24 protein-coding genes and 1 pseudogene are annotated in these 25,522 nt (G+C 70.8%); 14 read left to right on the top strand and 11 right to left on the bottom strand.

Annotated elements, in window-relative coordinates:
* Nucleotides 1–66 precede the first annotated feature (66 nt).
* Nucleotides 67–738, top strand: a complete 672-nt coding sequence (locus CLV68_RS26955; protein ID WP_121393685.1) for an ArsR/SmtB family transcription factor — start codon at nt 67–69, stop codon at nt 736–738.
* Between the two features lie 371 nt (nt 739–1,109).
* A complete protein-coding gene (locus CLV68_RS26950) occupies nt 1,110–2,591 on the top strand; it encodes an alpha/beta hydrolase (protein WP_121393684.1) in 1,482 nt (493 codons plus the stop codon).
* Between the two features lie 44 nt (nt 2,592–2,635).
* Here CLV68_RS26950 and CLV68_RS26945 read toward each other — a convergent pair whose 3' ends face one another.
* A complete protein-coding gene (locus tag CLV68_RS26945; RefSeq protein ID WP_121393683.1) occupies nt 2,636–3,010 on the bottom strand; it encodes a DoxX family protein in 375 nt (124 codons plus the stop codon).
* 108 nt (nt 3,011–3,118) lie between these two features.
* Between CLV68_RS26945 and CLV68_RS26940 the strand changes: the two genes are divergently transcribed.
* Nucleotides 3,119–3,589 carry a MarR family winged helix-turn-helix transcriptional regulator gene (locus tag CLV68_RS26940; RefSeq protein WP_170224605.1) on the top strand — a complete coding sequence of 157 codons (471 nt, stop codon included), beginning with the start codon at nt 3,119–3,121 and terminating at the stop codon, nt 3,587–3,589.
* A 672-nt stretch (nt 3,590–4,261) separates the two neighbouring features.
* Nucleotides 4,262–5,356: an AI-2E family transporter gene (locus CLV68_RS26935; protein WP_121393682.1), complete on the top strand. Its 1,095-nt coding sequence runs from the start codon at nt 4,262–4,264 to the stop codon at nt 5,354–5,356.
* A gap of 92 nt (nt 5,357–5,448) precedes the next feature.
* Here the strand turns inward: CLV68_RS26935 and CLV68_RS34255 are convergent, their stop codons facing one another.
* On the bottom strand, nt 5,449–6,096 hold the full coding sequence (locus CLV68_RS34255) for an SMI1/KNR4 family protein (RefSeq protein ID WP_170224604.1): 648 nt from the start codon (nt 6,094–6,096) through the stop codon (nt 5,449–5,451).
* A 59-nt stretch (nt 6,097–6,155) separates the two neighbouring features.
* Between CLV68_RS34255 and CLV68_RS26925 the strand changes: the two genes are divergently transcribed.
* Both CLV68_RS26925 and CLV68_RS26920 read left to right on the top strand, forming a co-directional pair.
* The gene (locus CLV68_RS26925) at nt 6,156–7,061 is read left to right on the top strand and encodes a nucleoside-diphosphate kinase (protein ID WP_121393680.1); all 906 of its coding nucleotides are present in this window, start codon (nt 6,156–6,158) and stop codon (nt 7,059–7,061) included.
* Nucleotides 7,055–7,623 (top strand): annotated as a pseudogene (locus CLV68_RS26920) (phosphopyruvate hydratase family protein); the annotation flags it as partial. The gene CLV68_RS26925 and the pseudogene CLV68_RS26920, both read left to right, overlap by 7 nt.
* 135 nt (nt 7,624–7,758) lie before the next feature.
* On the opposite strand, the gene CLV68_RS26915 reads toward CLV68_RS26920, so the two are convergent.
* On the bottom strand, nt 7,759–8,700 hold the full coding sequence (locus tag CLV68_RS26915; RefSeq protein WP_121393679.1) for a helix-turn-helix domain-containing protein: 942 nt from the start codon (nt 8,698–8,700) through the stop codon (nt 7,759–7,761).
* 91 nt (nt 8,701–8,791) lie between these two features.
* Between CLV68_RS26915 and CLV68_RS26910 the strand changes: the two genes are divergently transcribed.
* Complete coding sequence (locus tag CLV68_RS26910; RefSeq protein ID WP_170224611.1) at nt 8,792–9,739, top strand: NAD(P)H-binding protein; 948 nt, start codon at nt 8,792–8,794, stop codon at nt 9,737–9,739.
* Between the two features lie 35 nt (nt 9,740–9,774).
* Here CLV68_RS26910 and CLV68_RS26905 read toward each other — a convergent pair whose 3' ends face one another.
* From CLV68_RS26905 to CLV68_RS26880, 6 genes are all read right to left on the bottom strand, one after another.
* A complete protein-coding gene (locus CLV68_RS26905) occupies nt 9,775–10,986 on the bottom strand; it encodes a multidrug effflux MFS transporter (protein ID WP_121393677.1) in 1,212 nt (403 codons plus the stop codon).
* The gene (locus CLV68_RS26900; protein ID WP_121393676.1) at nt 10,983–11,966 is read right to left on the bottom strand and encodes an alpha/beta hydrolase; all 984 of its coding nucleotides are present in this window, start codon (nt 11,964–11,966) and stop codon (nt 10,983–10,985) included. The genes CLV68_RS26905 and CLV68_RS26900 overlap by 4 nt, the downstream gene beginning before the upstream one ends.
* Nucleotides 11,963–12,877: an alpha/beta hydrolase gene (locus CLV68_RS26895; RefSeq protein ID WP_425454883.1), complete on the bottom strand. Its 915-nt coding sequence runs from the start codon at nt 12,875–12,877 to the stop codon at nt 11,963–11,965. Before CLV68_RS26895 ends, CLV68_RS26900 begins: the two co-directional genes overlap by 4 nt.
* Before the next feature lie 89 nt (nt 12,878–12,966).
* Nucleotides 12,967–13,920 carry an aldo/keto reductase gene (locus CLV68_RS26890; RefSeq protein WP_121393675.1) on the bottom strand — a complete coding sequence of 318 codons (954 nt, stop codon included), beginning with the start codon at nt 13,918–13,920 and terminating at the stop codon, nt 12,967–12,969.
* A gap of 19 nt (nt 13,921–13,939) precedes the next feature.
* Entirely contained in the window at nt 13,940–15,046 is a 1,107-nt protein-coding gene (locus tag CLV68_RS26885) for a zinc-binding dehydrogenase (RefSeq protein ID WP_121393674.1), read from the bottom strand.
* A gap of 703 nt (nt 15,047–15,749) precedes the next feature.
* Nucleotides 15,750–16,472 (bottom strand): SDR family NAD(P)-dependent oxidoreductase, encoded by a 723-nt coding sequence (locus CLV68_RS26880; RefSeq protein WP_121393673.1) that lies wholly within the window; start codon nt 16,470–16,472, stop codon nt 15,750–15,752.
* Between the two features lie 281 nt (nt 16,473–16,753).
* On the opposite strand from CLV68_RS26880, the gene CLV68_RS26875 reads away from it, so the two are divergent.
* From CLV68_RS26875 to CLV68_RS26845, 7 genes are all read left to right on the top strand, one after another.
* Nucleotides 16,754–17,731, top strand: coding sequence for a methyltransferase family protein (locus tag CLV68_RS26875; RefSeq protein WP_121393672.1), 978 nt, complete (start codon nt 16,754–16,756; stop codon nt 17,729–17,731).
* A 231-nt stretch (nt 17,732–17,962) separates the two neighbouring features.
* Nucleotides 17,963–19,513: an ABC transporter substrate-binding protein gene (locus tag CLV68_RS26870; protein WP_121393671.1), complete on the top strand. Its 1,551-nt coding sequence runs from the start codon at nt 17,963–17,965 to the stop codon at nt 19,511–19,513.
* A gap of 62 nt (nt 19,514–19,575) precedes the next feature.
* Nucleotides 19,576–20,517, top strand: a complete 942-nt coding sequence (locus tag CLV68_RS26865) for an ABC transporter permease (RefSeq protein ID WP_121393670.1) — start codon at nt 19,576–19,578, stop codon at nt 20,515–20,517.
* Entirely contained in the window at nt 20,514–22,331 is a 1,818-nt protein-coding gene (locus tag CLV68_RS26860) for a dipeptide/oligopeptide/nickel ABC transporter permease/ATP-binding protein (protein WP_121393669.1), read from the top strand. Before CLV68_RS26865 ends, CLV68_RS26860 begins: the two co-directional genes overlap by 4 nt.
* On the top strand, nt 22,328–23,161 hold the full coding sequence (locus CLV68_RS26855; protein ID WP_121393668.1) for an ATP-binding cassette domain-containing protein: 834 nt from the start codon (nt 22,328–22,330) through the stop codon (nt 23,159–23,161). Before CLV68_RS26860 ends, CLV68_RS26855 begins: the two co-directional genes overlap by 4 nt.
* 25 nt (nt 23,162–23,186) lie before the next feature.
* On the top strand, nt 23,187–23,777 hold the full coding sequence (locus CLV68_RS26850) for a TetR/AcrR family transcriptional regulator (RefSeq protein ID WP_121393667.1): 591 nt from the start codon (nt 23,187–23,189) through the stop codon (nt 23,775–23,777).
* 99 nt (nt 23,778–23,876) lie between these two features.
* Nucleotides 23,877–24,602 carry an alpha/beta fold hydrolase gene (locus CLV68_RS26845; RefSeq protein WP_121393666.1) on the top strand — a complete coding sequence of 242 codons (726 nt, stop codon included), beginning with the start codon at nt 23,877–23,879 and terminating at the stop codon, nt 24,600–24,602.
* Between the two features lie 50 nt (nt 24,603–24,652).
* Here the strand turns inward: CLV68_RS26845 and CLV68_RS26840 are convergent, their stop codons facing one another.
* A complete protein-coding gene (locus tag CLV68_RS26840) occupies nt 24,653–24,844 on the bottom strand; it encodes a hypothetical protein (RefSeq protein ID WP_147460179.1) in 192 nt (63 codons plus the stop codon).
* A gap of 59 nt (nt 24,845–24,903) precedes the next feature.
* The gene (locus CLV68_RS26835; RefSeq protein ID WP_121393664.1) at nt 24,904–25,395 is read right to left on the bottom strand and encodes a hypothetical protein; all 492 of its coding nucleotides are present in this window, start codon (nt 25,393–25,395) and stop codon (nt 24,904–24,906) included.
* Nucleotides 25,396–25,522: the final 127 nt, after the last annotated feature.

Below are 25,522 nucleotides of genomic sequence, written 5' to 3'. Positions count from 1 at the left end.
GTGCTTGGCCGTCCTCCCCGCCGGAGACTACAGTATTCCAAGGAACACGGGAACTGGAGTGAAGCCTTGCGGGACAACCAATCGAGGCCGGACCTGTTCGAGGAGCTGGCGCGCGTCGGCAAGGCGCTGGGCAACGGGAAGCGGCTGGAGCTCATCGACCTGCTCGCCCAGGGCGCGCGCGGGGTGGTCGAACTGGCGAACGAGGCGGGCCTGACCGTCACCACGACCTCGGCGCACCTGCAGACCCTCAAGCACGCGGGCCTGGTCACCGGCAACCGCGACGGCACCACGATCCGCTACCGCATCGCCAGCGGCGGGGTGGCCGCGCTCTACAGCCGACTGCTGGAGGTGGCCGCCGCCCAACTGGCCGATGTGGACATCGCCGCGCGCCGCTACCTCGGCCCGGACGACACCGAGGCCATCGACCGCACCGAACTGCTGCGCCGCGTCGGCGCGGGCGAGGCCATCGTGGTGGACGTCCGCCCGGCGATGGAGTTCACCGCGGGCCACATCCCCGGCGCGCTCTCCATCCCCCTCGACGAACTCCGCTCCCGCCTCGACGAACTCCCCTCGGAGCTCGAGGTGGTCGCCTACTGCCGAGGCATCTACTGCACCTTCTCCCACGACGCCGTCCGCCTCCTCACCGCCACCGGCCGCCGAGCCGTCCGCCTGGCCGACGGCATCCTCGAATGGCAGGTCGCCGGCAACCCGGTCACCACGGACGAGGCCACCCGCTAGTCCTTTTCGGACCTATCCCCGCCTGCCCACCTCGGCCGTCACGATCCCGCTCGACGCGGTGGCGGGTGGTGGCATGAGCATCGAGTGGCGCGATAGGCATTGGGTGGGACGTCGGGCATCGAGTGCGGGCAATGGCGGGCTCGACGCGTCCGGAGTCAGCCGGGCGGCACAGGAGGAGCAATCAGGGAACCTCTTGATGAGTGAGGCTTTTGTTGCACCGCAGCGGAGTCTGACCATCCTTTCCGGACTGTTTGGTGCGCTCTGCGCAACGGGAATCGGGAAAAGTGGGCCATTGGGACGATTGTGCGCTGATCCGGACTGCTGAACACTTCCGGTGCCCGGCTGGGCAGCGGTGGTTGAGGAGGCGGGCTGTGGGATCGGTGTCCCGGGTGGTCGGCGGGCTGGTCGCGGTGGTCGGGCTGGTGGTGGGGCTGGGGCCGGTGGCCTCGGCGGCGCAGGCCGGGGTGGGTGGGGGTGTCCAGTGGCGGCCTTGTGCCGAGCTGCCCGAGGTCGAGTGCGGGACGATTCGGGTTCCGGTGGATTGGCGGAATCCGGGCGGGGCGCGGTTCGACCTGGCGCTGGCCAGGCGGAAGGCCGTGAAGCCGGACAAGCGGGTCGGGAGCCTGGTGATCCACCCGGGTGGGCCGGGGCCGTCCGGGGTGGAGTTCGCGTTCGCGGCGCCGTCGTGGTTCAGCCAGGACATCCAGGACCGGTTCGACATCATCGGGTTCGACCCGCGCGGTGTCGGGCGGAGTAGCCCGATCGTGTGCTCGTCGGACCTGCTCGCCGCACGGCCGTCGACCTACCCGACCACGCAGGCCGGGTTCGACGCGATCGGGCGGTACAACCGGAAACTCGCCGCGGACTGCCGCGCGCGCAGCGGCCCGATCTACGACCACGCCGACTCGCTCGCCGTAGTCGACGACGTGGACGCGATCCGCCGGGCACTGGGCGAGCGGAAGATCAGCTACTACGGCGTCTCCTACGGCACCCTCGTCGGCCAGCTCTACGCCGAGCGCTACGGCCGCAACCTGCGCGCGATGGTCAACGACTCCAACCTCGACCACAGCGTCGACGCGAAGAGCTTCATCGAGACCACCGCGAGCGCGGGCGCCGACTCGTTCCGCGAGTTCGAGAAGTGGTGCGGCGCCAACGAGAACTGCGCCCTGCGCGGCCGTGACGTCGGCGCCTTCCTCGACGACCTGGTGGCCCGCGCCGACCGCGGCGAGATCACCGAACCCGGCGACCCCACGCGCAAGGTGAGCACGAGCCAGATCCTCCAGTACACCCTGTGGTCGCTCTACGATCCCAGTTGGACACAACTCTCCCACTGGCTGCTCGCCCTTTCCAGCACCACGGCGAAAGCGCTTGCCGCCAGCCAGGTCGAGCCCAACCCCTTCCTCCCGGTCTTCTGCCAGGACTGGCAGATCCGGCCCCGGTCGCTGCGCGAGTACACCGCTCTGCTGGACCGGTCGCGGGAGCTGTCGCCGCACCTGTCCCGCGCGTTCCTCAGCCACGACATCGTGCACGGCTGCGTCGGCCTGCCGGACGCCACCAATCCGCAACGCCGACCCCGCCTCGACGACGCGCCCACCATCCTGATGCTGAACAACCTGCACGACCCGTCCACCGGCTACGACTGGGCCCGGTCGTTGCACCGCAAGACCCGCGACAAGACCGTCCTGCTGACCTACGAGGGCTGGGGCCACATCTCCTACATCCGCACCGACTGCGTGCGCAAGGCCGCCGACCGGTACCTGATCACCCTGCGCGCCCCCGCCGAGGGAACCCGGTGCGCGCCCGCGGAGTCGCCCGAACTCCCGATCCCCGCGGTGGCCGTCGCGGCCCGATGACCCCGGAAGCCCTCTCGCCCGCCGGGTGGGAGGGCTTCCGCGCGTCAGAACGCGTACGGGCCGAAGCGCCCCCACGCGACGAACACCGCGATGGCCAGCAGCACCACGTTCACCCCGATCGACGAGTACTCCCGCCTGCGGACGTGCACGGCGACGGCGCCCACCATGGCCACCGCGAGCCCGGTCGCGGCGATCGGGACCAGCACGGGGGCGATGTCGACGAGCGCGGGCAGCACCAGCCCGAGCGCGCCCAGGGCCTCGATCGCGCCGATGGCCTTCACCGTGCCCGCGCCGAAGTCCTCGACCCAGCCAAGACCGGACTCGGCCAGCTTGGCCTTGGGCTGAGCGACCTTCAGCAGCCCCGCCGCGAGGAAGGCGGCCGCGAGCAAGGACGCGGCGATCCACAGTACGACGTTCACGACGACTCCAAGTGGCCTGGGTTGGCTTGCACCGTGAAGTGAAAGGTAGACCTTGTGACTTCACGGCGCAAGCAACTCGGTTCAACCGTGAAGTGTTAGGCTGGTCGCGTGGCCGACGACACCCGGTGGCTCGACGACGACGAGCACGAGACCTGGATGGCGCTGGCCACCCTGGTGGTACGGCTGCCCGCCGCGCTCGACCGGCAGCTGCAACGCGACTCCGGCCTGTCGCACTTCGAGTACCAGGTGCTGGCCGGGCTGTCCCACGCGCCGGAGCGGACCCTGCGGATGAGCGTGCTCGCGAGCTTCGCCGAGGGGCAACTACCCCGGCTGTCCCAGGTCGCCGCCCGCCTGGAGAAGCGCGGCTGGCTGACCCGCGCACCCGATCCCACCGACGGCCGCTACACCCTCGCGACCCTCACCGACGAGGGCATGGCCGCCCTGGTCGACAGCGCCCCCGGCCACGTCGACACGGTCCGCCGCGTGGTGTTCGACAGCCTCACCAAGCCGCAGGTCCGCCAACTCCGCGACATCGCCCGCCGCATCAACCAGGCCACCGGCGACAGCACCCCCTGCTGACCTGGCGCGCGGCCCTGGAGACCCCGCCGTCCGCCAGCGCCGGTCATCCCGTCGCGCACGCGTTCACGCCCGAGGGTGGCCTTCGAACGCTTGTTCCCAGCCGTCGCCGCAGTGGCCGGTGGCCTACTCGATCGTCGCGTTCGCCCCGATCTCCGCTTCGAACGCTTGCTCTCGGCCGTCGCCGCGATGGCGGCGGCCTACTCGATCGTCGCGTTCGCCCCGGTTGCCCGCTTCGAACCCCCGGACACGATTCCGCATCCCCGGCCCCCACCACCCCCGCGCACCCGTCGCCGACCAAGATCAACTCCGCGACCGGGGCCCACCCTCCCGGGTCCGGGGTCCCATTTCTGACGATATCGGGATCGGCTGGGTGTCAATAGGGGCTGCGCGCGGGCTGTGGATGGCTCGGGGGTTGTGGACAACCAGCGCCGGGAGTCGACCGGGCTGGACCAGGTGGTCACCGGGCGGCAGGTCTGGTCACGGTCAGAGCAGGGGCGTCACCGCGTCCTACTTCCGCTCGCGCACGCTGCCCTGGCTGGCGGAGGCGACTGTCGCCGCAACGTGTCGATCACCGTCCGCGCGCAGCCGATGGGCGGGTGTTCAGCCGAGCATCACCCGAACACGGCGGAGTTGTTGCCTGCGGATCGGCGGGGCGGGTGCTTAGGTGGTCGCGTGGGTGACACCGTGAACGCGGGCAAGGCGAGGGCGGCGTTGCGCTCCTCGGCGCGGACCAGTCTCGACGTGCTGCTGGTGCTGCTGCTGTCGGGGGTGGTGCTGTGGCTGCTCGGCTGGATGTGGTCGGTCATCTGGCCGGTGGTGATCGCGCTGCTGATCACCACGCTCACCTGGCCGCTCGCCCGGTTCCTGCGGGTGCGCGGCTGGCACCCCGCGCTGGCGGCCTCGGCGGTGACCGCGCTGTTCCTGCTGGTCGCGGCCGGGACGGTGGCGCTGATCGCGGTCCCGGTCGCCTCGCAGTCCGGTGACCTGGTCGACGGGGTGGTCGACGGCATCCAGCAGCTGCGCGAGTGGGCCTCCGGGCCGCCGCTCAACATCCGCGACGACCAGGTGACCAGCGCGCTCGACGCGGGCGTCGCCCGGTTGCAGGGCAGCGTCGGGAGCATCGTCAACGCGACCGTGACCGGCGTCGGGACGGTCGCCAACGGGCTGGTGACCGCCGTGCTCGCGGTGTTCCTGATGTTCTACTTCCTCAAGGACGGCCCCCGCTTCCTGCCGTGGCTCGCCCGGCAGCTGCCCGGCCGCCTCGCGCTGGACGTCCCGGTCGTGGCCACCCGCTGCTGGGACACCCTCGGCTCGTTCGTGCGCTCCCAGGCGTTCGTCGGCCTGCTCGACGCGGTGTTCATCGGCATCGGCCTGTGGATCATGGGCGTCCCGCTGGTGCTCCCGCTCGCGGTGCTGACCTTCGTCGCGGCCTTCGTCCCGATCGTCGGTGCCCTGTTCGCCGGCTTCGTCGCCGTGCTGATCGCCCTGGTGTCCAACGGCCCGACCGACGCCCTGATCGTCCTGGGCATCATCATCGCCGTGCAACAGCTGGAGGGCAACGTCTTCCAGCCCATGCTGCAGAGCCGCAGCCTCGGCCTGCACGCCGCGGTGGTCCTCCTCGCGGTCACCCTCGGCGGCACCCTGGCGGGCATCGCGGGCAGCCTGCTGGCCGTCCCGGTCGCCGCCATCGCCGCCGTGATCTGGCGCCACCTGCGCGAACGCCTCACAGACCCCGAGCCGATGCCCGTCGATCCCGAGGCGGCCTGACCGGCGCTTGTTGTCCACGATGGACACTTGGCCACCGTCGAACCGGGGAACTGCCTGCTGTCTCAGGGATCCGCGTGACGTGGCGGGTGGTGCTAGGTGGTGCGGAAGGTGATCGTGGTGCCGTTGGGGAGGTCTTTGATCTGGGCGGCGACGGCCGCCCTCGTGCGCATTCCTGTCGCGGAGTCGCTGGGGAACAGGTTGTCCACTTCGTACTTGCCGCCGACAAAGAAAGGGATCTTGGGGAGTAGGCGGGTATCGGAAGGGAGGGCGCCGTGGTGTTCTTGCCAGGCTTGGGCGAGGGGGTAGCCGGTGTGGTAGGCGGGGTCGTCGAAGAGGGTTGTGGCCCAGGCGGCCAGGGTGGTGGCGAAGTGGGTCGTGGTGCCGGTCTCCGGGTCGAACAGGAGCACCGCGTCGCCTGTGGCGGGGAGGGCGAACTGGGAGCCGAAGACGTCCTCCGCGAAGAAGAGGTAGCCGTCGGCCAGGTCGGCGTACTCGGAGCGCCAGTGGGTGGGTGAGTTCCACGCGACCAGGTCGGCCGGGTGGTCGGTCGGCTCGGCCGCGATGCCGAAGAGGTGGAAGGCGGACACGAAGGCGTAGCAGCCGTTGCGGACGAGGAGCAGGTCGGCGAGTTCGGCGCCGACCGGACCCCACTCCCCCAGCACCTCGTGCACGGTGTCGCGCGGCGGCGCGGGCCAGGTGGCGGGGCTGGAGAGGTCGAGGAGCTTGGCGAGGTGGTCCACGGCAGCCACGATACCCAAAGGTCCACAGAGGATCTTCGAGGTGTGGGAAGATCGCGGGCATGGTGTGGGAGTTGGATCCGGCGGAGCGGCTCGACGGGGTGCCGAGCGAGGACGAGTGGGCCTGGCTGACCGTCGTGCCGGGGAAGCCGCAGGTGTTCGGGCGGGATCTCCACTTCCGCGAGGGGTGGGCGGACTTCGTCGACGCGTTCGGGGAGGGCGTGGTCGGGGCGGTGAGCGGGTTGGCTTTGCTGACGGTGAAGCCGGACGCGGTGGTGGGGCGGCGGTTGCGGCGGACGGTGGATTACCTTGCGGGGAACGGGTTTGTGCCGGTGGGGGCGGTGCGGTTCGGGTACACGAGGCATTCCGCGCGGGAGGTGTGGCGGTACGACTGGGATGTGTACCCGGTCGACCGGCTGCGGTTCTCGTCGCTGTGGTACGCGGCCAATGACGTGATGCTGGTGGTGGCGCGGGATGTTCGGCCGACACCGGGGGTGCCCGCGGCGGTGCGATTGGGGGCGTTGAAAGGGGTGACCGATCCGGCGCTGAACCAGTGGCACCACCTGCGGACGGTGCTCCGGCCGCCGAACCGGGTGCTCAACTTCGTGCACGTCGCCGACGAGCCCGCCGATGTCGTGCGCGAGTTGGCCATCTTCCTCGACCGCCCCGAACTGACGCGACTCCTCGGCACCATCCGGGAAAGCGCGGACCGCACCGAGCAGGTCCACGCGACGATCGCCGAACTGGAGGCCGACTACCCCGCGCACGACCTGGACGTCGAAGCCGCTCTCGACCGGATGGCCCCGGCGATAGGCGCAGAAGCACAGGGCAGGCTCAGCGAGCTAATAGCCAGCAATAGCAAGATCCGCTGGGACGAGTTCACCGCACTGGTACCGCAGAACGCCGTCGACCTCTGGGATGTGATCGTGGTCGCGTCCTTCGTGGTGCCGAGGGAACGGCCGGTGTAGCCCTGCGCACACAAGCCGGCCAGACGCGGGGAGCTGCCAGGATCGCCGACGCGCTCACCGGCCTGGACGCGCAGGCGCAGTCCGAGGTCGATCGGGTCATGGTCGAGCTGGACGGCACGCCGAACAAGGCGCGGCTGGGCGCCAACGCCACCCTGGGGGTCTCGCTCGCGGTGGCCAAGGCGGCCGCGGCCGCGCACCGGCAACCGTTGTACCGCTACGTCGGCGGCGTCCACGCGCACCTGTTGCCGAGGCCGATGATGAACATCATCAACGGTGGCGCGCACGCGGAAAACGCGCTCGACTTCCAGGAGTTCATGATCGCCCCGGTCGGTGCGGAGGACTTCGCCGCCGATTCCCCATCGTGTCCATTGAGGACGCCATGGCGCAGGACGACCTCGCGGGCTGGAAGCTGGTCACCGAGGCGCTGGGCGCGCACACCCAGCTCGTTGGCGACGATGTCTTCTGCACCAACGCTTCCCTGCTGACCCAGGGCATCGACGACGGCATCGCGAACTCGATCCTGGTGAAAGTCAACCAGCTGATCCGGATCGAGGAAGAACTGGGCTCCCAGGCCGTCTACGCGGGCGGCCGCTCCCTGAGCACCAGCCGCTGACACTCCCCCGGCCGGTGCGGACCACCGCACCGGCCGGGACAGCCGCCGAAGAAGGCTTCCGCGTGACGTGGCAGCACCCGCGGGTCAGGCTGTTGAGCGCGGCCGGAAGGTGCGGCGGTAGGTGTCGGGTGGGACACCGAGGGTTCGGGTGAAGTGGCGGCGCAGGGTGGTGGGGGTGCCGAGGGCGGTGGCGGTGGCGATGGACTCGATGGTCTTGTCCGTGGTCTCGAGAAGGTGTTGGGCGAGTCGGACGCGTTGAGCCAGGAGCCATTGGAGCGGGGTGGTGCCGGTGGCGGCGTGGAAGTGGCGGGTGAGGGTGCGGGTGCTGAGGTTGGCTCGGCGGGCCAGGTCCTCCACCGTGAGGGGTTGGTCGAGGCGTTCGGAGATCCAGGGCAGGAGCGCGATGAGCGGGTGGGTGTCGTCGGCGGGCACCGGTGTGGTGACGAACTGGGCTTGGCCGCCCGCGCGGTGCGGCGGGACGACCAGGCGGCGGGCGAGGGTGTTGGCGACGGCGGCGCCGTGGTCGGAGCGGACGAGGTGCAGGCAGAGGTCCATCGCGGCGGCCTTGCCCGCTGAGGTGAGGACGGTGCCGTTGTCGACGTAGAGGACGTCGGGGTCGACCGCCACCAGCGGGTACCGGGCGGCCAGTTCGGCCGTGTGCGCCCAGTGGGTCGTGGCGCGGCGGCCGTCCAGCAGACCGGCGGCGGCCAGGACGAACGCCCCCGTGCACAGCGACGCCACCCGCGCACCCGCGTCATGGGCCGCGCGCACCGCCTCGACCAGGTCGAGAGGCGGGTCGACGTCGACATCGGTCCACCCGGGGACGATCACAAGATCGGCGTGGATCAGCTGGTCGAGGCCGTGGTCGGGCACCAGGTGGAACCGCCCGAGCCGCACCGGTCCAGGGCCGCAGACCGCGAAGTCGTACCACGGGTCGACCACCCCGGCGGCGCCGAAGACCTCGTGCGCCAGGGCCAGCTCGAAGTGCAGCATGCCGTCGGTGGCGGCCAGCGCGACAGTGGGCATGTCCGAAAGTGTACGCATCGTGTCGTTCCGGACACTGGTCCGAGCCGCGCCCGGCCCCCAGGATGTCCACAGTGGATCACCAGAGGGAGAGCTGATGAAGGTCGCGGTGTACGGGGCGTACGGCCACACCGGCCGGTTCGTGGTCGCGGAGCTGCACAAGCGCGGCTACGACCCGATCCCCTCCGGCCGCGACCCGGACAAGCTGGCCGCGCTGGGCCGAGACACCCGCCCAGCCGCCATCGACGACCCCGCCGCACTCGACCGGGCCCTCGACGGCGCCGCGGCGGTGATCAACTGCGCCGGTCCGTTCGCGCTCACCGCTGGGCCAGTCAGGAGGGCGGCAGGGCGCGCGGGCATCCCCTACCTCGACATCGCCGCCGAGATCGAGGCGAACGTCGACACGTTCGCCCAGGTCACGACCACAACGGTCATCCCGGCGATGGCGTTCTTCGGCGGTCTCGGCGACCTGCTGGCCACCGCCGCGATGGCCGACTGGACGAGCGCCGACGAGATCGACATCGCTTACGGCCTCACGAGTTGGCACCCCACCCCCGGCACCCTGACCGCGGGCGCGATCTCCCGGCAGCGGCGGGACGGCCGCCGTGTCCGCTACACCGGCGGCAGGCTCGAGTACCACGACGACACCCCGTCGACCCGGCTGTGGCCGTTCCCGGCGGGGCCACGCGAGGTGATCGGCGAGTTCAGCATGGCCGACATCGTCACCATCCCCAGCCACCTGGCCGTCCCCGAGGTGCGCACCCACATGGCGACGACCGCGGCGCTGGACTTGTCGGCAGCACAGGAGAGGACGACCGCCGAGACCTTCGTGGTCGACGTGAGAGTGCGCAAGGGCGAGGAAGAGCGCCGCATGGTCGCAAGTGGACAGGACATCTACGCCGTCAGCGCGCCACTAGCCGTGGAGGCCGTGTACCGCGTCCTCACTGGACAGACCAAGACCACCGGCGTCGCCGCACCCGGCAAGATCTTCGACGCCCTCGACTTCCTGCGAGCCCTGTCCCCCACCATCACCCTGGGATAGGACAAGCCCGGCCGACCACCGGGTCGGCCGGGCTTTCACACACCAGGTGGCACCGGCGCGGCGACCGTGACCCCCACCGGCTGGCGGCGCAACCGCGGCAACACGACCAACCACACCAGAACCGCCGAACACCCGTACGCCACGGCGATGGTCAGGCTCATCGACAACGGCGTGGTCCCGCCCAACGACACCAAGGGCGCCACCAGCGGACCGATGGCGAACCCGGACGTGCCCAGCAACGCCGCCGCCGAACCCGCCCGATCGCGGTGGTCGGCCAAGGCGAGCGCCGACCCGTTGGACTGCGTGCCGCCGCCGACGAGCATCATCAGCGCCAGCGGGACGAGCAGCGCGACCATCCCCGCGTCGAACAGCACAGTGACCAGCATGGCGATGGCGCCGACCGCCGTGGCGACCGTGCAGATCACGTACATCCGCGCGGGCCCGACCTTGCGCACCACCACCCGGTTGATCTGCGCGCCGATCACCGACATGACCGCGTTCGCCGCGAAGCAGACGCTGAACAGCTGCGGCGAGAGCGAGTAGCTGTCCTGCAGCACGAAGCTGATCGACGCCAGGTAGGTGAAGAACGCCGTTCCGCCGAACGCGCCGACGACCAGGAAGCTGAGGAACAGCCGGTCCCGCACGAGGACGGTGAACCCCATCTCGCCGCCGGGAGCGTGTCGTGCCTCCGGCGGCAGGCTCTCCGGCAAGGCGGTCAACGCGAGCACGAACAGCGCGACCCCGATCGCGGCGAGGACGGCGAAGATCCCCCGCCACCCCATGATCGGCGCCAGTTGCCCGCCGACCACCGGGGCCACGATCGGTGCCAGCGCGCCGACCGTCGTCAGCATCACCAGCAGCCGCACCAGGTCCACGCCCTCGGTGAGGTCGCGGGCGACGGCGAGCGCGATCACGATGCCCGCCGACCCGCACAGCCCCTGGAAGAACCGGGCAGCCAGCAGCAGTTCGATCGACGGGGTGATCGCGCACACCAGCGACAGCACCGCGAACAGCCCGACGCCGATCAGCAGCGGTCTGCGCCTGCCGAACCGGTCGCTGAGCGGCCCGACCGCCAGCTGCCCGAGCGCCAGGCCGAGCATGCACGCCGACATGGTGGCCTGGGCGAGGCTGGAGCTGGTACCGAGCTCCGCCGCGAGCTGGGGCAGCGCGGGCATGTAGAGGTCCATCGAGATCGGACCGAACATCTCCAGCAGCCCCAGCACGACGGCGACGCGGCGCAGGCTCACGGCGACCGCAGGATCCGCCGCAGCCAGGACAGCCTGGCCGCGACCGCGGCGCGGGAGACCTCGGCGTCCGGGGAGAACCCGGAGAAGCCGTGGTACCCGCCCGCCCAGACGTGCAGCTCGGCCTGCCCGCCGGTGGCCCAGATCCGCAGCGCGTACTCGGTCGCCTCGTCGCGGAAGATCTCCGCGGCGCCGACGTCGATGAACGCGGGCGGCAGGTTCGACAGGTCCGCCATCCTGGCCGGGACCTGGTACGGGGACGCCGCGTCGGTGAACCGCTTCGCGCCGAGGATGGCGTCCCAGGCGGTGTCGTTGTTGTTGCGGTCCCAGGCGCCGCGCCCGTCGTACTGGCGGGTGGACACGCTGGTGTTGCGGTCGTCGAGCATCGGGCAGAGCAGGACCTGACCGGCGATGCGCGGCCCGCCCCGGTCGCGGGCCAGCAGCGAGACCCCGGCGGAGAGGCCGCCGCCCGCGCTGGCGCCGGTGACGATGATCCGGTCGGGGTCGACCCCGAGCTCCTCGGCGTGCTCGGCGAGCCACACCAGGCCCGCGTAGCAGTCCTCGACGGCGGCGGGCGCCGGGTGCTCGGGGGCGAGCCGGTACTCCACCGACACCCCGACCGCGCCGAAGGCCAGCACGTCGGCGACGAGGCCGTCGATGCCGAAGCTCCGGTTGCCCAGGACCATGCCGCCGCCGTGGATGCTGTAGATGGCGGGCGCGCCGGTGACGCCGCCGCGGGGGCGCACGATGGTCAGCTCGATGTCCGGCGCGCCCGCCGGGCCGGGCACGACGCGTTCCTCCAGGTCGACCGGGTGGTCGCCGACCATGACCTCGACCGGCGGGAGGATGGTGGCGAAGTGGTCGCGGTTGACCAGGATGGTGTCGGCGCGCAGCGGGATCCGCTCGACCATGTCGAGGAACGCGGCGAGACCGGCTTCCAGCTCGGGGTCGTACGGGACCGGCTGGTAGCTCTCGGCGCTCATCTGCCCAGTCCCAGCACGCGGCGGAACCAGGAGTCGCGGGTCTCCAGGGCGACCTTGCTGACCGGCCACTCGGGCACGTACATGTCGAAGCCGTGGAACGCGCCGCTCCACACGTGCAGCTCGGCCTGGCCGCCTGTCGCCCAGATGCGCAGCGCGTACTGGGTGTCCTCGTCGCGGAACGGCTCGGCGCTGCCCACCTCGATGAACGCGGGCGGCAGACCGGACAGGTCGGTGGCGCGGGTGGGCGCGGCGTACGGGGACACCGCGTCGGTGCCGACCGCGTCGCCGAGCAGTGACCGCCAGCCCGCCAGGTTGGACTCGCGGGTCCAGGTGCCGATGCCGCGGTACTGGTGGCTGGCGACGGTGGTGTTGGTGTCGTCGATCATCGGGCACAGCAGCAGCTGACCGGCGAGCGCGGGGCCACCCCGGTCCCTGGCCAGCAGCGCGACGCCCGCGGACAGGCCGCCGCCCGCGCTGCCGCCCATGACGACGATCCGGTCGGGGTCGACGCCCAGCTCGGCGGCGTTGTCGGCCATCCACACGAGCCCGGCGTAGCAGTCCTCGACCGGCGCGGGGTGCGGGTGCTCGGGGGCCAGCCGGTACTCGACGTTGACGGCGACGACACCCAGCTCCAGCACGAGCGCCAGCAGCCTGCCGACGTCCATGTTGCGGTGGCCGACCATCATGCCGCCGCCGTGGATGTTGTAGAGGCCGGGCACGGTGCCGACCAGGCCGCGCGGGGAGATGATGGTGATCTCGAGGTCCGGCGCGCCGTCCGGGCCGGGGATGGTGCGCTCGACGACGTCGACCGGGGCGTCACCGACGGCCTCGGCGGCGGGCGGGAACATCGCGGCCATGCCCGCGCGCATCCCGGGGATGGTCTCCGGGGTGAACGGCGGGGCGTCCGGCATGACGATCTGGGCGAGCGCGCCCTCGATGTCCGGGTCGAACGGGACAGGGGTGTTGGTCACGGCGGAGTCCTCGCTCGTGGGGTCGGTGATCACGGGCCCTCCGGGTCCACCACGCCGCGGTCGAACCAGAACGGCTCGACGAGCGCGCGCAGCTCCTCGCGGCCGACCTGCTCGACGAGGTCGACGGCGGCCAGGTTGTCGGCGAGCTGCGACTGCTTGGTCGCGCCGAACAGGGTGGTGACGTTGGCCGGGTGGGTCAGGGTGAACGCGACGGCGAGGCGGGCGGCGCTGGTGCCCAGCTTGGCGGCGACCTCGGCGACGGCGGGGGCGTTGTCGCGGATCTTGGCCTGGACGCCACCGGGGTCGCGGCCGACCTCGCGGCCGGTGGTGGAGCCCGCGAGCAGACCGCCTTCGAGCACGTCGGACGCCTGCATGCTGAAGCCGTCGGCGAACAGCGCGGCGAACGGCTCGCCGTCCGGGATGGAGCGACGGCCGATGCTGTACTTGAGCTGCGCGATCTCCGGCCCGTCGACCCCGCGCTCGGCGGCGATCTCCTGGAGGCGGCGGATGTTGGTCGCCGACCAGTTGTTGACGCCCCAGGCGCGGATGAGCCCGGCCTTCTTGAGGGTGGCGAGGTCGTCGACGAGGTCTTCCAGGACGATGTCGTCGCGCCGGATGTCACCGAGGATGACCAGGTCGGCGACGTCGAAGCCGCCGCGCAGGAAGGCGTTCTCCAGCTGCGGGCGGAAGCCCTCGTCGCCGAAGCCCTCCAGCCACAGCTTCGCCGAGACGAGGTACTCCTCGCGGGGGATGCCGGAGGCGCGCATCATCGCGCTCCAGATGACGTCGGTGAACACCGGCGGCATGCCGGGGAAGCCGTAGACGCCGACGTCGAAGAGGTTGATCCCGGCGGCGACGGCGGTGCGGACCATCGCGACGGCGTCGGCGAAGTCCATCCGGTCGTAGGTGTGCCAGGAGCCGATCGAGAGGGAGGAGACCTCCAGCTCGGAGTTCCCGAGGCGGCGGCGGGGGAGGACGGACACGGTGGGTGCTCCTACGGGGTCAGGGGAGACGGGGGTCGATGACGGCCTTGACCTCGTCGAGCCGGTGCATGGCCTCGATCCGGTCGGAGGCGGCCGAGAGGCCGACCGGGGTGCCGAAGAGCCGGTCCCAGGGGAACCGGTCGGCGAAGGCGCCGAAGAACTCGATCGCCCGGTGGTAGTCGGAGATGTCGCCGTTGAGCGAGCCGGAGATGGTGAGTTCCTTGCCCATCACGGTGCCCAGCGGCAGCGGCGCGGAGACCGGCCCGGTGGTGCCGACGATGACGACCTGACCGCGCTGCGCGGCCATCGCCACCGCCTCGGGGCCGACGGTGGGGGCGCCCGCGAAGTCGAGCACCAGGTCGGCGCCGTGGCCGCCGGTGAGCTCGCGGACCCGCTCGACGATGCCGTCGGACCCCAGCGAGATGTCGACGACCGCGTCGGCCCCGAACTCACCGGCCAGGGTCAACCGGGACTCGGGCGCGCCGACGGTGATGACCTTCGCCGCCCCGGAGATGTGCGCGACCGCGGTCGCGAAGATCCCGAGCGCCCCGGACCCCTGCACGACGACCTGCTTGCCGGTAAGTCCACCGACGTAGCTGAACGCCCTGAGCACGGTCTTCGCCGCACACCCGGCCATGGCGGCCCAGGTGCTGGGGACGGCGTCGGGAAGGAGCAACTTGGCGGCGCGGGGGACGACGTAGGCGTACTCCGACAGGCCCGCGGTGGCATACGGGGGCACGTCGGAGCGCTGCAGGAACCCGTAGCCGCGCTTCGAGCAGGCAACCGGCTCGCGCAGCACGACACAGCCGTAACACTCACCGCAGGTGGACTCCGACCACCCGATCCGCTGCCCCACGGCGATCTCCCGCCCGAGCGCGTCCCGGGTGCCCGCGCCGACGGCGACGACCTCGCCGACCATCTCGTGGCCGAGGACCATGGGCAGCATGCCGGGGAAGCTCATCTTCCCCGACCAGATCTCCACATCCGTACCGCACAGGGTGGCGCACGAGACCCGCACCAACGCGGCCCCCGGCTCCACCTCTGACGGCAGCGGAAGTTCGGTGAGGTGCAGCGGCTTGCCGTGCTCGATCAGCACCGCCGCGCGGGTGGAGGTGGGGACGGTCATCGCACTCCTTCCGATACCCGGGAGGCACACACCGGCCACCCAGTGTTGGTTAGTCTACGTCTGTCGATAAAAAAGTCGAGAGGCTCGCCACAGCGGGTTTGGAGCGGGGCCAACGGTCGCTGGGGGTCATCCCGAACGGCCGCTGGGGGTTATCCACAGGGGGGCGAGCTATCCACAGGGGGCGAGTTGGGGCTTCAGAGGCTTGGGGGGATCTCGGTAGGCTGTGTATCGGGGGCTGCTGCGGCGGGTTTGATCTTGAGCTGAGGGACTGGCGGCTCTCGGTCTCGCCTGCGGCGTCGACGGACAGACCTCGCCTTCGGCATTGGCCAGAGCGCGAGTTACGAGCTTTGCTCGATGCGGCGAACTCGTTTTGCGCGGGGCCCCGACAGCACCCGTGGCAGGACCGCAAAGCAGGGGCCGAAAAGCATGGCCCTGTCCGCGAACGACGCTACGGGCACTGCTCCCCCACACAAAACAAGTCCGCCCCATCGAGCCTGCCTGGCACCAGCGGATCCGAGGAGCGGTTTCGGACCAACGTCTGGGAGGGGCACGTTGGGGCCAACGTCTGTGAGGGCCGGGTGGTTGGCCAACGTTGTTCGCGGGCGTGGTGGGGCCACCATGGTTGGGCCAGTGATCGCGAAGGCCCCCTGGATTGGTCGGGGGCGTCGGCCGACCCAGGGGGCGAGGAAAAAAGGGGGTTCGTCTACACCAGTAGCTGGCCGCCGTCGACGGGGAGGCTGATGCCGGTGATGTGGGTGGCGGAGGCGCTGGCCAGGAAGACGGCGGCGGCGGCCACCTGGTCGACCGGGGCCAACTGGCGGAGCGGGATGCGGCTCACCCACGCCTCCCGAGCAGGGGAGCCTTCCGGCAAACCAAGCGCCAGCATCGGGGTCAGAACTGGCCCAGGAGCCACGGCGTTCACCCGGATGCCGTGCGGGGCCAGTTCGATGGCCGCCCACCTGGTCAGCGCGTCCACGGCGGCCTTGCTGCTCTCGTAGCCGCCCATGCCGGGGGTGGGTTGGCGGCCGCCGATGGAGGACAGGTTGACGATGGCGCCGCCCTGGCCCCTGGCGACCATGCGGCGGGCTACGTGCTGGGTGATGAGGAAGGTGCCGTGGACGTTGACCTGGAGGATCTTGAGCAGGTCGGCGGCAGGCAGTTCCAGCAGCGCGCCGTGCACGGTGAGGATGCCCGCGTTGTTGACGAGCACGTCCACCTCGCCGACCTCGGCCAGGGCGGCGGTGATCGAGGGCTCGTCGGTGATGTCGAGGGTCACGCCGCGCACGCCCAGGTCGGCGGCGGCCTCCTCGACGCCTGCGAGGTCGGCGATGACGACGTCATCACCCAGGGCGGAGAACGCGGTGGCGATCGCGCGGCCGATGCCGCCCGCTCCCCCGGTGACCAGGACGGTGCGCGCAGAAGTCATCGTGGGTTCCTCTCGACTGACCGGACCATGAATATACGTGCGTAGACATTTGCCCCGGTCACGCCGGTGCCGGACCGACTACCGGCTGTTGTTCGCCAACGGGCGATATTCCGCACGTGACCGGGACGTTACGCAACCTTGACATCTTGTTACCTCGCCGGGCACCAAAGACCCTTGACTGCCGGGCTGGCGTTTTTAGTCTACGTACATAGACTAACCACTCTCCCCGTCAGCGCACCAGGCTCGGGCGAACCCACCACCCCCTTTGCGAGGAGCAGTCCATGACCGCACCCACCCCTGACCGCATCGTCGACATCGCGATCGGCTACATGGGCGCCAAGCAGTTGTTCGCCGCGTCGCGGATCGGGCTGTTCCCGGCGCTGGCCGACGGCCCGCGCACCGCCGCGGAGCTCGCCGAGACCACTGGCGTCAGCGAGCGGATGGTCCGCATCCTGGCCGACGCGATGAACGGCAAGGGCCTGCTCGACCGCGTCGACGGCAAGTACTCCCTTGCCGACGACTCCGCCGCGTTCCTCGCGGGCGGTGGCGACGTCGACCTCGCGCCGTTCCTCACCTTCCTCAACGACATCAGCTACGGCCACTGGCTGCAGTTCGACAAGAGCGTCGACACCACCACGCCGGGCGAGCTGCAGATGGACGAGGCCCGCTGGGGCACCTTCATGGCGGGCGTCATGCGCTACAACGCGCTGCACGCGGCGATGCTGGCCCGCGGCTTCGACTTCACCTCCTACAAGTCGATGCTCGACCTGGGCGGCCTGTCCCCCGAGTTCGCCCTCGGCGCGCTGCGGGCCAACGCCGAACTGACCGTCAAGTTCGTCTTCGCGCCCGACTTCGAGCAGGCCATCGTCGACGCCGTCGCGGCGGCGGGCTTCGCCGACCGCGCGACCGTCGAGCCCGCCCCCACCGAGACCGCCGCACCCGGCGGTGACCACGACATCGTCATGGTCAACCACGTCATCCACCGCTTCACCGCCGAGCAGAACCAGGTGATCCTGGCCAACGCGCGCGCGGCGGCCAGCGACGGCGCGACCCTGCTGCTGCTCGACTTCTTCCTCGACGACGACGAGCGCCAGCGCGCGATCGACGGCCTGCACGCGGGCGAGTACTTCGTCATCGACGGAACAGTGGTCTACCCCGAGGCCGAGGTCCGCGGCTGGCTGGCGGCGACCGGCTGGGCGGCCCGCGAGGTCATCGCCCTGCCCGGCAGCCCCCGGGTACTCATCGCACAAGCGGTCTGACCTGGCGTTATCCCCTCGGCCCGGCAGTTGTCCACCGCCAGCGGCCGGGAAAGCCCGAGAATTTTCAACGTCGGTAGACCATTGATTTATTTGCCGACGACCGTAGACTATCCCGCACCACAGTGAGCCAGGTCTCACTTCTTGATCCGCATGTTTCGCAAGGCGAGGACGGCTTCGCGGCAGCGGCGCGGGACCCCCGTGAGCTAGTCCCCCCACCCGAGAGAAGGCTCCATGACGAGGACACGGACAGCGGCACTGGTCGCTATCGCTGTCGCGGCGGCGACCGCGCTCGCCGGTTGTACCGGCAACGCGGGCGGCACCGCGGGCGGCACGACCGGCGGCAACGGCGGCGGCCAGGAGATCACCGAGCTCAAGGCGGGCGTCTTCCTCGACGTCACGTCCTGGGACCCGGCCAGCGCCGACATCGGCTTCGACGGCCCGTACATGTCCGCCGTCTACGACCCGCTGGTCGCACTGGACAACAGCGGCAAACCGGTGCCCGCGCTGGCCACCAAGTGGGAGTGGTCGGCCGACCGGCTGACCCTCACCGCCGACCTGCGCACCGGCGTCACCTTCGAGGACGGCCAGAAGTTCGACGCGGCCGCCGCGGTGGCCAACATCGACCACCTGAAGAAGGGCGTGCGCTCCGGCCAGGCATACCTCAACGTCTCCGGCGCCACCGCCAAGGACGAGGACACCATCGAGATCAAGCTGACCAAGCGCGACGACTCGCTGCTGTACTTCATGGGCCTCGGCCGCAGCTGGATGGCCTCCCCGGCGGCGATCTCGGCCGGTTCGCTGGCCAACGGCCCGGTCGGGTCCGGCCCGTACACCTTCGACAAGGCCAACTCCGCGCCGCAGTCGCAGTACATCTTCGCCAAGAAGGCGAACCACTGGGACGCCGCGACCTACCCGTTCCCGTCGGTGAAGCTGTTCCCGATCATCGACCAGACCGCGAGCTTCAACGCGATGCTCTCCGGCCAGCTCAACATGCAGTTCGCCAACGCGGCGAACCTGGCCAAGGCCAAGGAGAACGGCTGGAACATCGCCTCCAAGCCGTCCTCGTGGGTCGGCGTGCAGTTCGCCGACCGCACCGGCACGCAGGTCAAGGCGCTCGGTGAGCAGAAGGTGCGCCAGGCCATCAGCTACGCGTTCGACTCCGCGGGCATCCTGCAGGCGGTCGGCAACGGCTCCGGCACCGCGACCAACCAGCTGTGGCCGGTCGACGGCGGCGTCTACGACAAGTCGATGGACACCAAGTACAAGACCGACATGGCCAAGGCCAAGTCGCTGCTGGCCGAGGCGGGCTACCCGGACGGCTTCAGCGTCAAGATGCCGATGTCGCCGATCTTCGCCGCCTGGCAGCCCGCGGCGAACCAGACCTTCGGCGAGCTGGGCATCAAGGTCGAGTGGGTCGACATGGCGATGCCGGACTACCAGAAGAACGCCCCGACCTACCCGATGTTCCTCGCCGTGATCGCCATGAGCGGCAACGACATGGCGACGCTGAGCGACCAGGTCACCACCGCGCAGTGGTACAACCCGAACCCGTCGGTGGACAAGTTCCCCGAGGTCAAGGCCCTGGTCGACCAGGTGGAGAACGCCGATGAGGGCGCGGCGCAGACCGAGCTGCTCAAGAAGCTCAACACCAAGCTCGTCGACCTGGCCTGGTGGAGCGTGTGGTACCAGGCGGACAACACCTACTTCAGCGTCAAGGGCATCAAGGTGCAGCCGGTCACCGGCATGATGTTCCCGACCCTGCGGTTCATCCAGCGCGGCTGACGCGCCCGTGCTCCGGCAGGTCCGTCCCGAGTGGACGGACCTGCCGGTGAGGAGCCGAGACAATGCTTTCCTTCATCGCCAAACGCCTGCTGTCGGGCATCCTGCTGCTGGTCGTCGTGTGCAGCGGCACCTTCTTCCTCGCCTTCGTCGCCATCGGGGACCCCACCCCCGGCCTGCTCGGCAACAGCGCCACCGCCGCCCAGCAGGCGGCGCTGCGCGCCAAGATCGGCTACGACCGGCCGGTGCTGACCCAGTTCTGGGACTGGATCTCGCACGCCGCCACCGGTGACTTCGGCACCTCGTGGCGCAGCTTCCAGCCCGTGGGCGACCAGCTCGCGCTGCGGGTACCGGTGACGCTGTCGGTGGTCGTGTTCGCGACCGTGCTCGCGGCCGTCATCGGTGTCGCGGTCGGCATCGCCTGCGGCCTGCGCCCCGGCGGCCTGCTCGACCGCGGCCTCAAGCTGGCCTCGGTGGTGCTCTTCGCGCTGCCCGGCTTCTGGGTCAGCCTCGTGCTGGTCACCTGGTTCGCCATCGAGCTGCGCTGGTTCCCCGCCGTCGGCTACGTCTCCCCCGAGGTGTCGGTCGGCGAGTGGCTGAGCTCGATCACGCTGCCGTCGGTGTCGCTGGCGCTCGGCGCGATCGTCATGGTCGGCGAGCAGCTGCGCAACGGCTTCCTGCAGGTCAACAACCAGGACTTCGTGCGGACCCTGCGGGCACGCGGGCTGTCCAAGCGGCGGGTCACCACGCACGTGCTGCGCAACGCGTCCCCGTCCGCGCTGACCGTGCTGGCGCTGATGTTCGTCGGCCTGCTCGGCGGCGCCATCGTCGTGGAGATCGTGTTCAACCTGCCCGGCATCGGCAGCCTCACCCAGTCCGCCTCGCAGATCGGGGACATCCCGGTGCTGCTCGGGCTGACCGCCGTGACCGTGGTGTTCGTCGTCCTCGTCAACTTCCTCCTCGACCTCGTGCTCGGGTGGGTCAACCCGAAGGTGCGCGAGCGATGACCACAGCCCCGTTCCCCACCACCCTGGCGCCCGTGCGGCGGATCTCGCTGCTGCGCCGCTACCTGCGCCGACCGCTCGGCGTGGTCGCGCTGGTGGTGCTGCTGCTCCTGGTCGCCGCCGCGGTCCTGGCGCCGTGGCTGGCGCCGTTCGACCCGAACTTCGTCACCTTCAAGATCGTGCACGCCGAACCGGGCAACGGGCACCTGCTCGGCGGCGACTCCGCGGGCCGCGACATCCTCAGCAGGCTGCTCTACGGCGCGCGGACCACGCTCTACGGCGCGGTGATCACCTGCGTCGCCGGTCTGGTGCTCGGTGTCCCCGCTGGCGTGAGCGCGGGCTACTTCGGCGGGGCCACCGACCGGATCTGCTCGTGGCTCAGCGACGCGCTCCAGTCGATCCCCGGCATGATCGTGCTGCTGGTGGTCGCGGCGGGCACCGGCCAGTCGTTCCCGGTCCTGATGGTCGCCCTCGGCGTGTTCATGGCGCCCGGCTACTACCGGATCAGCCGGGCGCGGGCGATGGCGGTGCGCAAGGAGCCCTACATCGACGCCGCCCGCGTCGCCGGGGTGACCAACCCGCGGATCCTGCGCACGCACATGATGCGCGCGGTGTACGCGCCGATCGTGGTGCAGACGGCGCTGACCGCGGGCATCGCGATCGGCATGCAGGCGGGCCTGCAGTTCCTCGGCATCGGTTCGGCGTCCACGCCGAGCTGGGGCCAGATGATGAACGACGGCTTCAACACCATGCTCACCTACCCGAAGATCCTGCTCTGGCCCTCGATCGCGCTCGGCATCACCATCGCGGCGCTGGCGTTCATCGGGTCGACGCTGGCCGACCTGATCAGCATCCGGGCCGAGCAGCCGAGCAAGCGGTCCAAGGCGCGCGTGCGGCAGGAGCTGGCGGCGCCGTCCGCCGCGGAGCTGTCCAACCGTGGGGCGAGCGGGTCGCACGAACACGCGCTGGAGGACTGCGCTCTACGGGTGGAGAACCTGCGGGTCGGGTACGCCACCCAGGGCGGGGTCAAGGAAGTCGTGTGCGGGGTGTCGCTGGACGCGGCGCCCGGCGAGGTGCTCGGGATCGTGGGCGAGTCGGGGTCGGGCAAGACGCAGACCAGCTTCGCCGTGCTCGACCTGCTGCCCTCCGGTGGTACGGCGGTCGCGGACGGGATCTGGATCAGCGGGCGCGAGGTCAGCAAGCTGTCCTCGGCCGAGCGGGCCGCGCTGCTGGGGCGGTCCATCGGGTACGTGCCGCAGGAGCCGCTGTCCAACCTGGACCCGTGCTACACGATCGAGCACCAGCTGGTCGAGCCGCTGCGGTACGTGCACGGGCTCTCCAAGGCCGACGCGCGCGCCAGGGCCAGGGAGGTGCTGGTCCGGGTGGGCATCACGGACCCGGAGCGGGTGCTCGGGTCGTACCCGCACCAGATCTCCGGCGGTATGGCCCAGCGCGTGCTGATCGCGGGGGCGGTGTCGGGCAGGCCGTCGGTGCTGGTCGCCGACGAGCCGACCACCGCGCTGGACGTGACGGTGCAGGCCGAGGTGCTGGAGCTGCTGCGGGAACTGCAGCAGGAGTACGGCATGGCGCTGGTGATCGTGACGCACAACTTCGGTGTGGTCGCCGACATCTGCGACCGGGTCGTGGTGATGAAGGACGGTCGGATCGTGGAGACCGGGCGGGTGGAGCAGATCTTCCGCGCCCCGGCGCACCCGTACACCGCCGAGCTGATCAGCGCCTCGCTCGACGACGTCGAGGGACGCGACGAACTGGACCGCGCCCTCGCGCACGCGGGCGGAGAGGACGACGCACGATGACCGCAGATTTCGCGCCGCTGTTGTCGGTGCAGGACCTGGTTGTCGACTACCGGCTCGCCCGCAAGGTCCGGTTCCGCGCGCTCAAGGGGGTCTCGATCTCGGTCGGGGCCGGGGAGTGCGTGGGACTGGTCGGCGAGAGCGGGTCCGGCAAGTCCACTCTGGGCAGGGCACTGCTGGGGCTGACGCCGGTGGAGTCGGGCCGGATCACCTTCGACGGGCAGGACATCACGCACACGCGCGGTGCGGCCCGTCGGCGGCTGGCCAACGACATCCAGGTGGTGTTCCAGGACCCCTACGGCTCGCTGGACCCGACGATGACCGTCGGCGAGGTCCTGGCCCAGCCGCTGCAAGTCGCTGGTACGACCCGGGCCCAGGCCCGCGCCACGGTCGCCGAGATGCTGGACCGGGTGCGGCTGCCAGCGGACTCGGTGCACCGGTACCCGAGCGAGTTCTCCGGCGGGCAGCGGCAGCGCATCGCCATCGCGCGGGCGCTGGTGCGCAAGCCCCGGCTGATCGTGTGCGACGAGCCGGTGAGCGCGCTGGACCTGACGACGCAGGCGACGATCCTGGAGCTGTTCATCGACCTGCAGCGCGAGACCGGGGTGTCGTACCTGTTCGTCTCGCACGACCTCGGGGTCGTCCGCCGGGTGTGCCACCGCGTGTCGGTGATGTACCACGGCGAGATCGTCGAGTCAGGACCGACGCAGACCGTCACCCACGAACCGTCCCACCCGTACACCCGGCGGCTGCTGCTGGCAGCACCCGTCGCCGACCCGGCACGCCAAGCAGAACGCCGGGCCGCCTGGCTCGGCCTTCGCGACTCGGCGTGACACCGAGCTCAACCGGAGCACCACCATGCCGAAGGTCATCGACCATGATCAGCGGCGCCGGGAGATCGTCGAGGTCGCCAAGCGGCTGATCGCCGCTGGCGGCTTCGAGGCAGCCACGATGCGCAGCATCGTCACCGCGGCCGGTTTCGCCAATGGCGCCCTCAAGCACTACTTCGCGAACAAGGACGGCATCATCGCGGCCACCTTCGAGAGCGTGCTGCGCGAGACCGACACCCGGGTGTCCACACTGGACCCCTCGGCGACCCCGGCCGACGCGCTGCGCGGTTTCGTCGAGGCGGCGATGCCGCTCGACGAGCACCGGATCACCTCGGCGCGGGTGCTGCTGGTGCTGTGGGAGCACTCGGTCGCCAACCCGGACCTCGCCAGGCAGTACCGAGAACTCCTCACCGCCTGGCGAGCCGAGCTGACCCGCCGCATCGCCGCCGCCTGCACCCAGGGCCGAACCCCGGAGTCCCCCACGGTCGGCACCCTCGCCGACGAGATCATCTCCGTCACCATCGGCGCCAACGTGGCCAGCCTCATGCACCCCGTCGGCGACCTGGTCGACCGCTACAGCGACTACGTGGACAGCGTCCTGACCCGCATCGCCGCATAGCCCTTCCCGCCCCGCCGTGCCCGCCATCTCCTGGGCGCGGCGGGGCTTTCCCTTGCCCAACCGCTTGAGACGATCGCCGTTTGTGTCTACGCTCGTAGAATGACCAGTGTCGTCGCCTTGCCGACCACCCGCACCGCGCCCACCGCCGGGGTTTCCGGCCCGCCTGTCGTGCTCGTGCACGGGTTCGCGAGCAGTGCGGACCTCGACTGGCCCGCCGAGCGGTGGGCTGACGTCCTGACCGAGGCGGGGCGGGAGACCGTTGTGGTGCACCTGCCTGGGCACGCGGGCGGTCCGGCTGTCGGATCCCCCGACGAGGTGACCAGCGCGCACTTGATCGCGCGGTTGGCCGAGGGGATCGGCGCCGGGGAGGTCGACCTGGTGGGGTACTCGCTCGGGGCCCGGCTGGCGTGGGACCTGGCAGGGGTGATCCCGGTGCGCAGGCTCGTGCTCGGCGGTCTGAGCCCGATGGAGCCGTTCGCCGCGGTCGACCTCGCGGTCGCCAGGGCCGCCGCCGCGGGAGGGCCTCAGCCGCAGGACATGCTCACCGGGATCATCACCCACCTGGTGACCACCCCCGGCCAGGACACCGCGTCCCTGCTCAACCTCGTCGAGGGCCTCGCCCGCGAACCGTTCGACCCCACCGCGGGCGCCCCCCAGGTCCCCACCCTGTTCCTCGCGGGCCAGGAGGACCCGATGGCCCAGGGCATCGACCACCTCGCCGCCCAGGTCCCCGACTCCCAGCTCCAGCACGTCCCCGGCGACCACGTCGGCGCCCTGGCCAGCCCCGAGTTCCGCACCGCGGTCCTCGCCTTCCTCGGCCTCTGACAACGGGACCCTTCCGAACTCCGCCAACGGGGCCCTGACGCCGCCGCGCGTCACCCCCGCTGGACCCGGTCGACGGTCACCGTCAACCCACCCCAGGCGAAGAACAGCAGATCCCCGCACTCCGCGAGCGCCTGCCACGACTGCCCGGGTCCCCCGTCCACCGACACCGTGAGCCAGGCACCCTCCGCGACGACCCGCACCCGGTGCTTGACCGGAAATCCGCAGTCGACCATCACGAGCAAGCACGACTCGTACTACGAGATGGGCCTGAAGTTCCCCGGTAGCCGGTACGCGACCGACGTCAGCTTCGACTCTGGGTCCCGGAGCCGGACGCGCGGAGGTAGCCGTGGGAGGCGCCGAACCGCTGTGACCTGGCCGCGTCGAGATAGGTGGGTCCCGCCGCTGCCGGTGCCTGCACGGTCTGGGTGACCGCGGTGCCCGCCACCTCGATGTCACGCTTCGGCGCGGCGGGCAGCGTCGGGGCCGGTCGGGTGGCCGGGAGCGGTGCGGTCGTGGTGACCAGCGCGGAGGACGTCGGCGGCTGGGTGCTCGGCGTCGAACCGGGTTCCTGGCTCGGCACCGGAGACGAGCTCGGCCCGGCGGGCGCGCCGCGGTCTTCCCAGTTGTCGTAGATCTTGTAGGCCGCGAACCCGATCAGCAGCGCGGAGACGACCCCGAACAGGGTCCACACCCGCCACGGCCGCGCCCACGGCGGCGGCTTGGTCCAGTTGCCCAGCACCCCGGCCACGAGTCCGAGCGCGGCGACAACGACCGCGAGTACCCACGCGGGCACGAGTCCTCCCGTCACAGGCCCCGACCGGCGAGGCGCCAGCGTACCCGGTACGGATCAAGGCCGGTGGCCGGTGGCGCGGCCGTGAAACCATCCCGAGACCTGCGGTGTACCCGGAGGGGTGGTGGCT

It is taken from the genome of Actinokineospora cianjurensis (assembly GCF_003663795.1).
Lineage (GTDB): Bacteria > Actinomycetota > Actinomycetes > Mycobacteriales > Pseudonocardiaceae > Actinokineospora > Actinokineospora terrae.
This window is presented reverse-complemented; position numbering and strand designations above follow the sequence as displayed.